The sequence below is a fragment of the Corynebacterium matruchotii genome (genome assembly GCF_011612265.2).
In the GTDB taxonomy this organism is placed as follows: Bacteria; Actinomycetota; Actinomycetes; order Mycobacteriales; family Mycobacteriaceae; genus Corynebacterium; species Corynebacterium matruchotii.
Window position 1 is genome coordinate 1286177 of record NZ_CP050134.2, and the last position, 13350, is coordinate 1299526.

16 protein-coding genes, 1 tRNA gene and 1 pseudogene are annotated in these 13350 nt (G+C 57.3%); 7 read left to right on the forward strand and 11 right to left on the reverse strand.

Annotated elements, in window-relative coordinates:
* Nucleotides 1-148: 148 nt before the first annotated feature.
* From HBA49_RS05800 to HBA49_RS05840, 9 genes are all read right to left on the reverse strand, one after another.
* Entirely contained in the window at nucleotides 149-472 is a 324-nt protein-coding gene (locus tag HBA49_RS05800; protein ID WP_005526210.1) for a hypothetical protein, read from the reverse strand.
* A 30-nt stretch (nucleotides 473-502) separates the two neighbouring features.
* Nucleotides 503-820 carry a hypothetical protein gene (locus HBA49_RS05805; RefSeq protein ID WP_005526108.1) on the reverse strand — a complete coding sequence of 106 codons (318 nt, stop codon included), beginning with the start codon at nucleotides 818-820 and terminating at the stop codon, nucleotides 503-505.
* 32 nt (nucleotides 821-852) lie between these two features.
* Nucleotides 853-1173, reverse strand: a complete 321-nt coding sequence (locus tag HBA49_RS05810) for a hypothetical protein (protein WP_040431837.1) — start codon at nucleotides 1171-1173, stop codon at nucleotides 853-855.
* Nucleotides 1174-1277: 104 nt separating this feature from the next.
* The gene (locus HBA49_RS05815) at nucleotides 1278-1595 is read right to left on the reverse strand and encodes a hypothetical protein (protein ID WP_040431836.1); all 318 of its coding nucleotides are present in this window, start codon (nucleotides 1593-1595) and stop codon (nucleotides 1278-1280) included.
* Between the two features lie 61 nt (nucleotides 1596-1656).
* The gene (locus HBA49_RS05820; RefSeq protein WP_005526271.1) at nucleotides 1657-2028 is read right to left on the reverse strand and encodes a hypothetical protein; all 372 of its coding nucleotides are present in this window, start codon (nucleotides 2026-2028) and stop codon (nucleotides 1657-1659) included.
* Nucleotides 2029-2058: 30 nt separating this feature from the next.
* The gene (locus tag HBA49_RS05825) at nucleotides 2059-2379 is read right to left on the reverse strand and encodes a hypothetical protein (RefSeq protein WP_005526104.1); all 321 of its coding nucleotides are present in this window, start codon (nucleotides 2377-2379) and stop codon (nucleotides 2059-2061) included.
* A 280-nt stretch (nucleotides 2380-2659) separates the two neighbouring features.
* Nucleotides 2660-3103: a hypothetical protein gene (locus HBA49_RS05830; protein WP_005526027.1), complete on the reverse strand. Its 444-nt coding sequence runs from the start codon at nucleotides 3101-3103 to the stop codon at nucleotides 2660-2662.
* 103 nt (nucleotides 3104-3206) lie between these two features.
* On the reverse strand, nucleotides 3207-3767 hold the full coding sequence (locus tag HBA49_RS05835; protein WP_169309392.1) for a hypothetical protein: 561 nt from the start codon (nucleotides 3765-3767) through the stop codon (nucleotides 3207-3209).
* Nucleotides 3768-4070: 303 nt separating this feature from the next.
* A tRNA-Leu gene (locus tag HBA49_RS05840) sits at nucleotides 4071-4156 on the reverse strand.
* A gap of 127 nt (nucleotides 4157-4283) precedes the next feature.
* Here HBA49_RS05840 and HBA49_RS13130 point away from each other — a divergent pair.
* From HBA49_RS13130 to HBA49_RS05860, 4 genes and pseudogenes are all read left to right on the forward strand, one after another.
* On the forward strand, nucleotides 4284-5903 hold the full coding sequence (locus HBA49_RS13130; RefSeq protein ID WP_276529246.1) for an ABC transporter transmembrane domain-containing protein: 1620 nt from the start codon (nucleotides 4284-4286) through the stop codon (nucleotides 5901-5903).
* The gene (locus HBA49_RS05850) at nucleotides 5900-6730 is read left to right on the forward strand and encodes an ABC transporter ATP-binding protein (protein ID WP_208634955.1); all 831 of its coding nucleotides are present in this window, start codon (nucleotides 5900-5902) and stop codon (nucleotides 6728-6730) included. The genes HBA49_RS13130 and HBA49_RS05850 overlap by 4 nt, the downstream gene beginning before the upstream one ends.
* A 280-nt stretch (nucleotides 6731-7010) precedes the next feature.
* Nucleotides 7011-7710: pseudogene (locus HBA49_RS05855) on the forward strand (ATP-binding cassette domain-containing protein); the annotation flags it as partial.
* Nucleotides 7711-7725: 15 nt separating this feature from the next.
* Entirely contained in the window at nucleotides 7726-8271 is a 546-nt protein-coding gene (locus HBA49_RS05860; protein WP_005526481.1) for a YbhB/YbcL family Raf kinase inhibitor-like protein, read from the forward strand.
* A 62-nt stretch (nucleotides 8272-8333) separates the two neighbouring features.
* Here the strand turns inward: HBA49_RS05860 and HBA49_RS05865 are convergent, their stop codons facing one another.
* Both HBA49_RS05865 and HBA49_RS05870 read right to left on the reverse strand, forming a co-directional pair.
* Nucleotides 8334-9458, reverse strand: a complete 1125-nt coding sequence (locus tag HBA49_RS05865; RefSeq protein WP_005525541.1) for a quinone-dependent dihydroorotate dehydrogenase — start codon at nucleotides 9456-9458, stop codon at nucleotides 8334-8336.
* 36 nt (nucleotides 9459-9494) lie between these two features.
* Nucleotides 9495-10640 carry an NHL repeat-containing protein gene (locus HBA49_RS05870; protein WP_244248382.1) on the reverse strand — a complete coding sequence of 382 codons (1146 nt, stop codon included), beginning with the start codon at nucleotides 10638-10640 and terminating at the stop codon, nucleotides 9495-9497.
* A gap of 172 nt (nucleotides 10641-10812) precedes the next feature.
* On the opposite strand from HBA49_RS05870, the gene HBA49_RS05875 reads away from it, so the two are divergent.
* From HBA49_RS05875 to HBA49_RS05885, 3 genes are read left to right on the forward strand one after another with little or no spacing between them, the layout of a single operon-like run.
* Nucleotides 10813-11655, forward strand: a complete 843-nt coding sequence (locus tag HBA49_RS05875) for an undecaprenyl-diphosphate phosphatase (protein ID WP_225866147.1) — start codon at nucleotides 10813-10815, stop codon at nucleotides 11653-11655.
* A 16-nt stretch (nucleotides 11656-11671) separates the two neighbouring features.
* The gene (gene mshC, locus HBA49_RS05880; protein ID WP_005526209.1) at nucleotides 11672-12931 is read left to right on the forward strand and encodes a cysteine--1-D-myo-inosityl 2-amino-2-deoxy-alpha-D-glucopyranoside ligase; all 1260 of its coding nucleotides are present in this window, start codon (nucleotides 11672-11674) and stop codon (nucleotides 12929-12931) included.
* A complete protein-coding gene (locus tag HBA49_RS05885; protein ID WP_005526306.1) occupies nucleotides 12928-13290 on the forward strand; it encodes a hypothetical protein in 363 nt (120 codons plus the stop codon). Before mshC ends, HBA49_RS05885 begins: the two co-directional genes overlap by 4 nt.
* The last annotated feature ends 60 nt before the right edge of the window (nucleotides 13291-13350 follow it).

Sequence of the window (13350 nt, forward strand, 5' to 3'; positions counted from 1 at the left end):
GCTGTAGCTATTGCTTTGTGGGGGTTGTTCAATGAGTTGATCATTATCATAATATTCCCTGTTAGTTCATGACTCATTGAATCATAAACTCATTACTAACAGGGAGTATTTTCGTTAACTATCACACACAACCCTAGGGCTGTGTTCATCATCGTATATATGGTTCAATAACGTATACCTTCATTCCTCGTAGCGATTCCAAATCAACTACCGGGTCCATGGCCGCGAATTTCCGCACATTCCTCTGAGTAAGACCAATGATAGGATCATCCCAATCAGGATTATCAAATTCCTTATCATTGACCCACAACGCTAAATACGGCCTCTTTAACTCCAGATCAAGCCACGCACCAGAATTCACTAAATCATCTAAAAGCAAATCACCAGTATAATCAGATATCCCCGGATACCGCCCTAACACTGCCGGGGGACGCGCCTCATCAGCAACCCGATCAAACAAATCCTTAGCCATTACCATCACCTAGATCTTTTGGTTTTGTTGTTAATCATCGTAAACGAGTTTCACCTTCATTCCTCGTAGTGATTCTAGGTCGACTACTGGGTCCATTGCTGCGAATTTGTGTGCGTCTGAATTGGTAAGAATCTCAATGGGATCATCTAAATCAGGATTATCGAAATCCTCCTCATTCACCCACAACGCTAAAAACGGCCTTTTTAGTTCCAGGTCAAGCCATGCACCAGACTCTACTAAATCATTCAAAAGCACCTCGACAAAATAGTCGGCTATCCCTGGATACCGCCCCAACACTGCCGGGGGACGTGCTTCGTCAGCAACCCGATGGAATAAATCCTTAGCCATTACCATCACCTAGATCTTTTGAGTGTTGTTCGTCATCGTACATATGGTTCAATATGGTATACCCGCATTCCTCGTAGCGATTCCAAATCAACTACCGGGTCCATTGCCGCGAATTTGCGCACATTCTCCTGGTCAATAGCAATAATAGGATCAGCCCAATCAGGGTTATCGAAATCCTCCTCATTCACCCACAACGCTAAAAACGGCCTTTTAAGTTCGAGGTCAAGCCATGCACCAGACTCCACTAAATCATCCAAAAGCACCTGCTCAAAATCCTCATACAACCCATACCGCCCCAACACTGCCGGGGGACGTGCTTCGTCAGCTACCCGCTGAAACAAACTTTTAGCCATTACCATCACCGACTGGATTCTCTGGAGGAAATTCTTTATATAAGACTACCTGTCAAGTGTCAGTTTTTATAGGCACTGACACTCAATGGTAACCCTGGGGTGTGTTAATCATCGTAAAAGAGTTTCACTTTCATTCCTCGTAGTGATTCTAGGTCAACTACTGGGTCCATTGCTGCGAACTTGCGCACATTTGCTTGGTCAATAGCGGTGATGGGATCTTTCCAATTATCAGTATTGTCAAAATCCTCATCATTGACCCACAAAGCCAAAAACGGTATCTTTAACTCCAGGTCAAGCCATGCACCAGACTCCACCAAATCATCCAAAAGCACTTGATCATCATTCTCATACATCCCATACCTGCCCAATATTGCAGGCGGCCGGGCTTCGTCAGCAACCCGCTGAAATATATCTTTAGCCATTACCATCACCGACTGGGTTCTCTGGAGGAAATTCTTTAAGTATAAGACTACCTATCAAGTGTCAGATTTTATAGGCACTGACACTTAATAGTAACCCTGGGCTGTGTGTATCATCGTACATATGGTTGTGGTACACCTTCATTCCCCGCAGCGATTCCAGGTCGATTGCCGGGGCCATTGCTGCGAATTTGCGCAGATTCTTTTGAGTAAGACCAATGATGGGATCCTCCCAATCAGGATTATCGAAGTCCTCACTATTCACCCATAACGCTAAAAATGGTTTTTTGAGTTCCAGGTCAAGCCACGCACCAGACTCCACTAAATCATCCAAAAGTACGTCGGTGAAATAGTCGGGTGGTCCGCACCCGGGCCGGCCCAATATTGCAGGTGGACGGGCTTCGTCAGCTACCTGCTGAAACAAACGTTTAGCCATTACCATCACCTAGATCTTTTGATTGTGTTGTTAATCATCATAAAAAAGCTTCACCTGCATTCCTCGTAATGATTCCAAATCAACTACCGGGGCCATTGCTGCGAACTTCCGCACATTCTTCTGAGTGCGACCAATAATAGGTTCTCTCCAACTATCAGGATTGTCAAAATCCTCATCATTCACCCATGTAGCCAAAAACGGCCTTTTAAGTTCCAGGTCAAGCCATGCACCAGACTCTACTAAGTCATCCAAAAGCACCTCAGCATAATAATCACGCATCCCTGGATACCGCCCCAACACCGCAGGCGGACGGGCTTCATCAGCAACCCGCTGAGACAAACTTTTAGCCATTATCATCACTACCTTGAGGAAATTCTTTAGGTATAAGACTACCTGTCAAGTGTCAGTATTTGCAGGCACTTACGCTTAATAGTAACCCTGGGTTGTGTTGTTCATTATCGTAAACAAGGCAGCTTATCCAGTTGCTGGGAAATTATGGTTCAGCTTCTTAAGGCATTAACCCACATCACTACTCCCTGAAAGTGTAAGGAAAAACAAGATAGATGACGTGTTCCTTTCGATTCGTCATCTGTTGGCGTGGGTGGGTTTTCCAGTAGCTGAATAAGCTTCGTTATGCTGGGAAATCTTCTTGTCTTTGGGAAAATATTTCCTGTATTTCAATGTCAGTGGTGTTTCCCCACCAGCAAACTGTGCGAGGGGTGTTCTTGTACACATAAAATGCCATGCGTTCCTTAGGCCACCAGACGTTATCGATTTCCACAACAGGCGTGGAACCAATCTTTGCCAGTTCTTGGGCGAAAGATTCAGCGGACATATTAGTAAGGTCAATACCTTCGAATGTGTCGCCATGAAAAAGTGAGGCAACCTCAACACATGCTACTTCTCCAGTGATTTCATTTTGATCCACCCCGATAAGGTAATTATTTCCGTCTAAGACCAGGTAGCCTCGGATGGATCCAAAACCAATGGTTGTGACATTCTCTAATGATTCCTGGAACTTACGGAATGGATCATTAATGGAATACTGGGGGATTCCGGTCTTTTTAAAATCCATTAATTTATTCTATTCCTTGGAAGATGTTCCACATTGTTTCATTATTCGTCTCGGTATGCCCGTCCATCATTTCTGGGAATCCACTAGCGCTTCTGCCTTAAGGCTAGTAAAGCTCATCACGGGAGTCGTTGACGCATAGGAATTCCATCCAATAGTCTTCTTTGTCGTCTGGTTGATCGTAAATCTCTACCCTATAAGTTAATAACGCGCCGGCGTTGATGAGTTCGTCAGTGATGTTAAACGTCTTGGGTTTCTCTTCTTCGGTCCCCATGAACGTTGCTGGAGAATAGTCGTAGGCTAGAAGAGGCTTCGCTTTGTCTGGGAATGTTGGGTCATCGCTCACCATTGCTCTGCTTCCAAGAGCGGTATTGAGGGAGTGAAAGAATGCGCCTGCGGGATCACTTTTAGGGTCAGAGCAGTCAAATTCCACCAACCCTACAATGGGCTTTCGCATCAGAAACCCGAGCGGTGTGTCTGTAAAATCCCAATGCCAGAGCAGTACGCCACCGTATTGGCGTGTCATGTCGGAAAATTTTTGCAGCGTCTCGAACTTGAAGAAAATATACAAATGCAGGCTGGTATCTTGCGCTACCTGGTGGCGCAGGGCTGTGAGCATGTGTTTTTCGTCAGGCATTCTTCGCCAAAACATATATTTGGAATACATTGAGCAAGACTTTCTTTTGCGATCTCGGGGTTTATTCGGTCACTGGAGCATGTGACTTGCCGTGTGTTGGCATGGCCCCTTCCTATGCTTGGGCCAGAGCACGTGATCCAGGATGGGGGGCTAATCACAATGTTATTATGTCCAGCCAGCCGGTGGTGCAGGTTTCCTGATGCCTCCTGGTAGTGCGTGAGAGGCTACTGAGCGTAATGTCGGCGTCGGTATAAAAGGTATGTACGCATGCTGGCGCACGGGTGGGCGTCGTAAAGCAAAACCCCAACCTGCAACAGTTGGGGTCATCATGTGTGCCCGAGGGGGGACTTGAACCCCCACGTCCATTAGTAGGACACTAGCACCTCAAGCTAGCGCGTCTGCCATTCCGCCACCCGGGCTTAGGATGTGGTTTCAGCCATATCGGCTGGGCACTCGCTACACTTTAAGCGAAAAACCAACAATAAGGCAAATCAGCAGGTAAAACTCCCCAAAATTCCGTTGGTGGCAAAGCTGTTACTGTTAATAATGATGACAGCACACCCATCAGAATCACAACCAAAACCACTCAGGCGGGGGATAGCCTGGCGATGGTTCGCCCCAGACCAACCACCCACCACCGACCGCAGCCTCCGCCCCGACACGTGGGATGGTGGCAGGCGGGTGGCGAGCAATATGCTGTTGGCATACCCCGGGGCGGTGACATGGCAGGTCACCATGCAGGGTGTGGGGTCGGGCATGAGCGCCGTCGCCACAATCGTTGTGGGCCGCGTTATCGACGTCACGTTCGGCACGGGCCATGTCGCGGAAATCCTCCTACCGCTGGGATTATTGTGCGCACTGATGATCCTCGGTATTGCAGGCGAAACCACCTCAATGGGCATGAGTCAAGTGGGGATCGCCCGGGTGGTGCACAACACTCGGCTCTTCCTCACCGCCAGGCTGCTGCGCAGTCGGGATATTCGCCACAGCCCGGGCACGATCTTAAGCACCGTCGATACGGACACGAAAACCTGCGCCGATGTGCGGGAAATCACTGGATTTCCCGTCATGATGATCGGCTATCTCATCGGTGCGACCTTCGGTATCGCCCCCATATCCCTGACGATCGCCCTGCTGCTGCCCGTGGGTGCGCTGCTGACCGCCGGCGCCGCGGCACTCACCGCGAGGCCCATCACCAGGGTGTCCGCAGCCCGCCGCCAGGCAGAGGCCGGGCTTGCTAGTCTTGCTACTGACGTCGCCCAAGGCTCTCGCGTGGTTAAAGGTCTGGGGGCGGTAGAAATCACCCAGCACCGGTTCGACGCCACCAGCGACACGGTTCTCGATGCCATGGAGCGGGACATGCGGGTGTCCATCGGCATGGATTTCCTCCGCCAGCTCGTGCCCACCTTCCTGGTCATTCTCACCATCAGCTATGCCGCCTGGCTCGCCCACCTGGGGGAGATTACCCCGGGCGAATTGGTGTCCATCTCCATGATCGCCGGCCCGGCGCTCCAGGCGTTGGGTATCTCCATGGGCATGTTATCGAGCACCTGGGCGCGCGCCATCGCCGCCGGCGACCGCATTAGTGATCTCATTGACGCCACGGCGGCGGACTCCGAGCAGTCGGGGGACGACACGGGGGAGCATCGCAAAGCGGAGGAACTCCTCGCCGCCTTTGAGCCTGGGCTGCACGTGTGGCAACCCACCGAGGATAATTACCGCGACTATCATGTGCTCGCCGGGCTCGACGAGGTGCTTGCCACCCCGCATCTCGTGAGTGTGTTCGAAGGGACCCTTGCCGAAAATATCAACCCCACCGGGGATATCCCTCATGAACAAGTGATAGCAGCCCTCGATGCTGCCGCCTGCACCGACATTATCGAACGTTTGGGCGGGTACGGTCCGGGTGGGGAGTTGCCCACCACGCCGCTCGGCGAGGCCGGCCTCAACCTGTCCGGTGGGCAGCGGCAACGTGTCGCCCTGGCCCGGGCTCTCGCCCGCAACCCCCGCGTGCTCCTGTTTGACGAACCCACCACCGGTCTGGACGCGGTCACCCTCGACGCCGTGGTGCAGGCCATAAAACAGTTGCGCGCCACCAGCATTACCCTTGTCATCTCCGGGCGGAAAACCTGGGCTCGCGCCGCCGGAGAGGAACGCGTCCGATGACTCACCAACTCGCCCACCATGACCCGCTGGCGCCAGCCCCCGTAGCCGAAACCCTCCGCTACCTTGGTGGCTTCCGTAACGCACTCAGCCGCCGCTGGTGGGTAGGCCTTATTGCGCTGCACTGTGTCTTACTTGCCTGCACCATTCTGGAGGCCAACGTGCTGGGCTACAGCGTGGATGCCCTCCGCGGCGTCGCCGTCCCCATTGTCGGTACGGGGGAGCGTGCCCTCATGATCCTGGTCGGCGTGGCCTGTGCCGCCACCTTCGTTGGCCACTGCCTGCGTTCGCTTGCTAACTATCTTATTGGTATAAAACTGCGCCGCATGAGCGTCGACCTGAAACGCGACTGCCTCAACTCCACCCTGCAGGCACCCATTCCCGATGTCATGGCGCTCGGCACTGGCAACGTCATCACCCGCATGACCCACGACATTGACCAGCCGGTCACCCAGTTCAGCCAGATTGGGTCCCGGGTCATGTTCATGCTCCTGATGTTCCCCTTCAGTATCGGCGCCATGACCCTCATCGACTACCGGTTCGGTGTGCTCGCCCTGGTCATCGCCGTTATTTTCGTCCCCATCAGTAAACGCTGGATCGGGGCGCTGCCCCCGGTGACCAACGCCATGTCCGCCATCGAGGCCGAACGCAACGCCACCCTGCTCGACACCCTCCGGGGCTCGCTACCTTCAAAGCATTCCGCTATGGCGCCTGGGCGCTTGACCGCATGCAAACCAAAAGTTGGGCGGCCCTCCAGGCCACTGCCACCCGCGTCCCCTACATCAACCGGCTGCTCCACCTCGCCCAAACCATTTCCGGGGTGTGGGTGATTGCCGCCCTCGGCCTCGGCGCCTGGCTGACCGCCCACAACCATATCACCGCCGGCGCCGCCTCCGCCGCGGTATTCCTCGCCGTCCGGGCCGAAACCCAAATCTTCAACACAATGTTCTTTCTCAACGACATTCAGGAAGGCATGACCCGGCTCGGCCGCGCCGTCGCCCTGGCGAAACTCTACACCCCAACCAGCCAACACACTGCCCCCGACCTGGAAAAACCCGCCGACGTCACCATTCGTGGCCTGGAATTCTCCTACCCTGACACCACCGAACCCGTGCTCCCCGCCCTCGACCTCACGCTGGCGGCCGGCACCACCACTGCCCTCGTCGGCGCGTCCGGGGCGGGTAAATCCACGCTCGCCGCCCTCATGTCCGGCCTGCTGCGCCCCACCGCCGGCACCATCACCGTTGGTGACGTGGACATCGCCCAGGTTTCCGACGTGTGGACCGCCCGTAACGTCACCCTCATCAGCCAGGAGGTGCACATATTCTCCGGCGCGCTGCGTGATGACCTCCGCATGGCGGCCCCCACCGCCACCGATGGGGAGCTTCTCGACGCCCTTGCGGCCGTGGGCCTGCCCGAGAACGGTACCGCCTTCCGCCGGGCCTTCCCCCTCGGCCTCGACACCCAGGTGGGGGCGGGCGCGGTACCACTCATGCCGGAAGTGCAGCAACAAATCGCCCTCGCCCGGGTGCTGCTCCGCAACCCCCACGTTCTCATCCTCGACGAGGCCACCTCCGAAGCCGGATCCGACCAAGCCCACACCCTGGAGGTGGCTGCGCAACTCGTCACCCGGGGGCGCACCGCCCTCGTGGTTGCCCACCGGCTGGACCAGGCGGTAGTGGCCGACCGTATCATCGTGATGGACGCCGGGCGCATCATTGAAGACGGCAGGCACACTGACCTTGTCGCCGCCGGCGGGAGATATGCGCAACTCTTTGCCCGATGGAGCGGCCAAGATCACACCATGTAGGGTATGAATGAACCTATGAGTTCATACGCATCAGACCCCCGATTCCCCGGCCCAGACCCCTACGCGCCCCTGCGGGACTTGCCGGACTTCCCCCTCACCTCCACCGACTTTGCTAACGGCGACGCCATCCCCGACACGTATGTTGCCCCGGCAAACGTGTCCCCCCAACTGGCCTGGTCTGGCTTGCCGGAGGGTACCAAATCCATTGCTGTGACCATGTTCGACCCCGACGCCCCCACCGCCAGCGGGTTCTGGCACTGGGCCGCATTCAACATTCCCGCAACTGTCACGGAACTTCCCACCGGCGCGGGCCTGGCCGACCAACCGCTGCTGGGGCTTGACGAAACCGTCACCCTGCGGGGCGACTCCGGTATCCGCGGCTACTACGGGCCCAACCCGCCCGCCGGCCACGGCCCCCACCGCTACCTGTTTGCCATCCACGCGGTCGACGTGGACCGGCTCGACATTCCCGCAGACGCCACCCCCACCGTGCTGGGTTTTAACCTGTACTACCATTCCCTCGCCCGCGCCGTGTACTGGGGCTGGTACCGCAACGACTAACTAAAAATGCCCAAAACCCCAGGCCAGTCGTGGCCCGGGGTCATAAATGGGGTGGGGGAGGGCTAGTCCAGGGTCCACGGCAGGTTCGACCCCACCGCCTCCGAAATATTATTCAGCCCGTAGGCCCGCAACTGGGCGGCAATGCCCAAGTGAATATCCCGAATCCAATCCAGGCCACCATAAATCAGGCCAGTGTAGCCCTGCACCAAGGTGGCGCCGGCCGCAATGCGCTCCCACGCATCCTTCGGCGTCGAAATCCCGCCCACCCCAATGAGCACCAGGGAATCACCCACCCGACCCCGCAACCGTTTGAGCACCTCCAACGCCCGATCCGCCACCGGCGGGCCGGAAATCCCGCCCGGCCCCATGGCCGCCACCTGCGACTCGGGGGTGACCAGGCCATCCCGGGAAATGGTGGTATTCGTCGCCACAATACCATCCAAACCCAACTCCAACGCCAGGTCCGCCACCGCATCCACATCCTCATCGGACAAATCCGGGGCGATCTTCACCAACACCGGCGTGTTCGTGGCCCCCTGCACCGCCTGAAGAATGGGCCTCAGCGACTCCACCGCCTGCAAATCCCGCAACCCGGGCGTGTTCGGGGAAGAAACATTCACCACAAGGAACTGCGCTAAATCCCCCAACAGTGATGCCGACCGGCGGTAATCATCCGCCGCCGCGGCCGCATCCACCACCTTGGTTTTCCCAATATTAATCCCCACCACGGCGCGGGTCTTCCGGTGCCGCAGATGAAACGCCACATCCGCCGCCCCCTCATTATTGAACCCCATGCGGTTCAAAATCGCCTTATCCTTCGGCAGCCGAAACAGCCTGGGGGCGGGATTCCCCGGCTGGCCGGCCGCCGTCACCGTCCCCAACTCCGCATAACCAAACCCGATCGTGTGCCACACATCAGCCAACCGCCCGTTTTTATCGAAACCGGCAGCCAACCCTAATGGTTGCGGAAACACCGTGCCAAACACTTCCTGCGACAAGATCGGATCATTCACCTGCACAATCTTCCCCACCAGCCGGTTAACCGGTCGGGGAGTGGCCTGCAACACCCGCAGGGCGGCGGAAATAATGCCATGGATCCGCTCCGGGGACAGCCGGAACATGCCTTTCAACGCCAGGGCATAGGCCTTGGTGCGCCACGGGTGCGGGGTAATCGAATAAGAAGTCATAGGGTGCTTTCCAGTTAAGTATCGCTGATAGGGGAGTTACGGGGTGATGACCTGCACATCAGTTCCAGTGGCGGAGGCCGCGAGGATCGTGCCATCAGGTAACGCCACAAGTGATTGGGTGTTTTCAATAGAATTATAGGCTTCCAACTCCTCGCCTTGGCCCGAACCAAGCTGATACCGCCGGATTTTATTATCATCCGTGGTGGCCACCCACACCTGCTGCCGCTTATCATCCCACGCGATAGCCCACGGCGCACCGGTGGTGGGGGTGGTTTGGTGCAGCCGAATCACATCATTGGTCAGATACACCCCGAACTGCTTCCCGATCGTGTCCGTCGCCAACGCCATCCCCTGGGCCCCCGGGGTGATCGTTCCCACACCCAAGCCCACGCGCAGCACCGCGCCCGCCGACTTGTCAGCCACATTAATGTTTTGGATGATCGTGGTCCGCCGATTGATCCGATACACCGAATCCTCACCGCCAGAAACCGGCACCGCAATCATGGCGTCCGTGGGATCCTCCACCCGAATGGTGGTTTTCTCCCCATCCTGGTACACGTCCACGTCTTCCCGATCCGAACTGCCGGCGAAAATCATCCCACTGGTGGTTTTGACCGCCGCCGTCACCGGCTGGTCGGTGGCCTGAAGCAACACCGGTTCGGCCGTCGGCAGCTCAGCAGGCTTACCCCCGTCGCTTTCTTCGCCGGCCGCATCCCCCGCGCCCCCAGCGTCGTCGGCAGCATCGGCGACGCTCGTCGGAATGCCATACACCCCGTCGGGGCAGCCCAAAACGAATTCGTTCGACGCTGGCGTCGCGCTGATATCCCCACAAGCCGCATCCACCGGCACCGTCACCAGCCGCCCGGCGCGCAACTGGTCTACCGTGCCCACACCCACTACGGCCCCGGCGCGGACCGCAACGATTTCCCCAATATGATCCAACTCCGTCACCTTCGCTAGCTGCTCCGGCAGCGATATCACCTCACCGGCCGGCTCATCAACCATGGCCGGAGAAGGTACGGGGGTGGCGTTCCCCATGGCCGCGGGTAGTTTCTCCTGCACCGATGGTGGGGTGCAGGCCGTGAGCACAACCCCCATCATGATGCCTAACGCGACCAGTGGAAGTCGGCGCGCCGGGCGGGGGGAGGGGGGAGGAAAAAGCGGGGTGGGTTTCGGTTTCACAAGGTCCCAGATTAGCAGGTAGATCCCGTAACTTAGGATTATTGTGCACTACACCCTCAAATACACCCTGCACATTATCTACTGTGAGGGGAGAAGAACCCGCGGTGTACGGTGTGGTGATGTGATTACTACCAGTATCCTCGCCCAGGCTTCCACGGGCGTTAGTGAACAAATGCCATGGTTGGAAGTCATAGTGCTTTCCATTATTCAGGGGTTGACGGAATTCCTGCCGGTGAGTTCCTCCGGCCACCTGCGTATCGCATCCACACTGTTTTTCGATAATGATCCCGGCGCATCGTTTACCGCCGTGGTGCAGCTCGGTACCGAGGCGGCGGTGCTGGTGTATTTCGCTAAAGACATTTTCAGTATCATCGTGTCCTGGTTTAAGGGCCTGGTGAATAAGGACGCCCGGGATTTCAATTACCGCATGGGTTGGATGGTGATTGTGGGTACGATCCCCGTGTCGGCGATTGGGTTTCTCACGAAGGATTTGATTCGGGAGAATCTTCGGAACCTGTGGATTACCGCCACGGTGTTGGTGTTGTTTTCGTTCGTGTTTATCATTGCGGAACGGTTTGGTAGGAAAAACCGGGACTATGAGGAGTTGACGATGCGGGACGCCATTGTGATGGGGTTCGCCCAGTGTTTGGCGTTGATTCCTGGGGTGTCGAGGTCGGGCGGCACGATTTCCGCCGGCCTGTTTTTGGGGCTCACCCGTGAGGTGGCGGCCCGGTTTAGTTTCTTGTTGGCTATTCCCGCGGTGTTGGCCGCCGGCCTGTTTTCCCTTGATGATGCGTTCCAACCCCAGGCGGGTATTGCCGCATCGGGCACGCAGCTTATTGTGGGCACCCTGATTGCGTTCGTGTTGGGTTATGCGTCGATCGCCTGGTTGTTGAAGTTCGTGGCGAATAACACGTTCAGCTGGTTTGCCGTGTACCGGATTCCGTTGGGTATTTTCGTGATGCTGCTGCTGTACACGGGGGAGATCAACCCGTTGGCGGCGGCTTCGGTGTAATTGTTAAGCTTGTCGCATGCATTCGTGGCCCTCTCCGCATATCCCTACCGTCCCCGGCCCGGCCGTGCCGCTGCGCCTTTACGATACCGCCGATGAAACACTGAAACCGGTTCGTGTGACCCATAACCAGGCCGGCATGTATGTGTGCGGCATTACCCCGTATGATTCGACGCATTTGGGGCACGCCGCCACATATTTGGCGTTTGATTTGATTCACCGTTTGCTTATCGACGCCGGGGTGCAGGTCACCTATGTGCAAAACATCACGGATGTGGATGATCCCTTGTTTGAGCGCGCCACCCGGGATGGGGTGGATTGGCGGGAGTTGGGGTCCAGCCAGATTGACTTATTCAGGTCGGATATGGCCGACCTGAGTGTGATCCCCCCACACGATTATGTGGGGGCGATGGAGTCCGTGGGTGAGGTTATTACCATGGTGCAGCAGCTGCTTGATGCTGGTGCCGCCTATGTTGTTGACGACCCTGACTACCCGGATATTTATGCCAGCATCACCGCCACCGACCGGTTCGGCTACGAGTCGAACTATCCCAGGCAGCGCATGCTGGAGTTATTTGCCGAGCGCGGCGGCGACCCGGATCGCCCCGGCAAGCGGGACCCGTTGGATGCCCTCCTGTGGCGGGCGGCCCGGGAGGGGGAGCCCGCGTGGGATGCCCCGTTTGGGGCGGGCCGGCCCGGCTGGCATGTGGAATGCTCCGCCATCGCCACCAACCGGCTAGGGAGTAGTTTCGCTATCCAGGGTGGGGGATCGGATCTGATTTTCCCCCACCACGAGTTCTCCGCCGCCCACGCCGAGGCGGCCCTAGCCTCCCCCCGCATGGCGGAGCATTATGTGCACACCGGCATGATTTCGCTCGACGGGGTGAAAATGAGTAAATCCCTGGGCAACCTGGTGTTTGTGTCGAAACTCACCGAGGCCGGCCACGACCCGTCCGCGATCCGCCTGGGCGTGTACCTGGGCCACTACCGGTCGGATCGGGACTGGTCCGACAAGGTGTTGTGGGCGGCGGAGCACCGCCTGGTGTATTGGCGGATGGCCACCACCCTCGCCAGCGATGAGTCGGCCGCCCGGGCTTTGGTGCAACAAATCCGGTCCCTGCTCGCCGACGACCTCAACACCCCGGCCGCGATCAAAGCCATCGACGAATGGGCGGACAGTTGCAACGCCCCCGCCACCGACCCCGGCGACGCCATCACCCCGGCTGGCAGCATTGTGGCCACCGCCGTCGACGCCCTCATGGGGGTGAAAATTTCGTGACCGCCATCACTGAATTCATTCAGCAGTTGCGTGAGTTCGGCACCGGGGCGTACCTCCGGCCGGAAGAACGCCAATACTGGGAACCCCCTTTCGACGTTAATGCCCTCCCCGAACTAGAGGCCCTGCTCATCGGCTACGCCAAATCCGTGCCGCTCGACGTGCCCAACCCCGACATCATCCGCGACCATGTGCTGGACCTTTACACCCAACTGCGGGAATTCAATGCCCGGCATAATGATGCCATCATCGAACCTGAAGAAGAGGCCGAAATCACCGAACTGGTCCGAATGATGTGGCCCGATTATGCGGCGGACCACGTGCCCGACTTCGCCGACCTGGACGCGTCGACAAGCGAATAAAATACGCGCATGGCGTGGCAGATTACGGGGCGCGCGGTAGGCCGTACTAAGCTGACTAGC

Coding starts and splice junctions, on each gene's coding strand:
- HBA49_RS05800 (WP_005526210.1), bottom strand. CDS start 472: ATGGCTAAGGATTTGTTTGATCGGGTTGCTGATGAGGCGCGTCCCCCG.
- HBA49_RS05805 (WP_005526108.1), bottom strand. CDS start 820: ATGGCTAAGGATTTATTCCATCGGGTTGCTGACGAAGCACGTCCCCCG.
- HBA49_RS05810 (WP_040431837.1), bottom strand. CDS start 1,173: ATGGCTAAAAGTTTGTTTCAGCGGGTAGCTGACGAAGCACGTCCCCCG.
- HBA49_RS05815 (WP_040431836.1), bottom strand. CDS start 1,595: ATGGCTAAAGATATATTTCAGCGGGTTGCTGACGAAGCCCGGCCGCCT.
- HBA49_RS05820 (WP_005526271.1), bottom strand. CDS start 2,028: ATGGCTAAACGTTTGTTTCAGCAGGTAGCTGACGAAGCCCGTCCACCT.
- HBA49_RS05825 (WP_005526104.1), bottom strand. CDS start 2,379: ATGGCTAAAAGTTTGTCTCAGCGGGTTGCTGATGAAGCCCGTCCGCCT.
- HBA49_RS05830 (WP_005526027.1), bottom strand. CDS start 3,103: ATGGATTTTAAAAAGACCGGAATCCCCCAGTATTCCATTAATGATCCA.
- HBA49_RS05835 (WP_169309392.1), bottom strand. CDS start 3,767: ATGTATTCCAAATATATGTTTTGGCGAAGAATGCCTGACGAAAAACAC.
- HBA49_RS13130 (WP_276529246.1), top strand. CDS start 4,284: ATGATGACAGCACACCCATCAGAATCACAACCAAAACCACTCAGGCGG.
- HBA49_RS05850 (WP_208634955.1), top strand. CDS start 5,900: ATGACTCACCAACTCGCCCACCATGACCCGCTGGCGCCAGCCCCCGTA.
- HBA49_RS05860 (WP_005526481.1), top strand. CDS start 7,726: ATGAGTTCATACGCATCAGACCCCCGATTCCCCGGCCCAGACCCCTAC.
- HBA49_RS05865 (WP_005525541.1), bottom strand. CDS start 9,458: ATGACTTCTTATTCGATTACCCCGCACCCGTGGCGCACCAAGGCCTAT.
- HBA49_RS05875 (WP_225866147.1), top strand. CDS start 10,813: ATGCCATGGTTGGAAGTCATAGTGCTTTCCATTATTCAGGGGTTGACG.
- mshC (WP_005526209.1), top strand. CDS start 11,672: ATGCATTCGTGGCCCTCTCCGCATATCCCTACCGTCCCCGGCCCGGCC.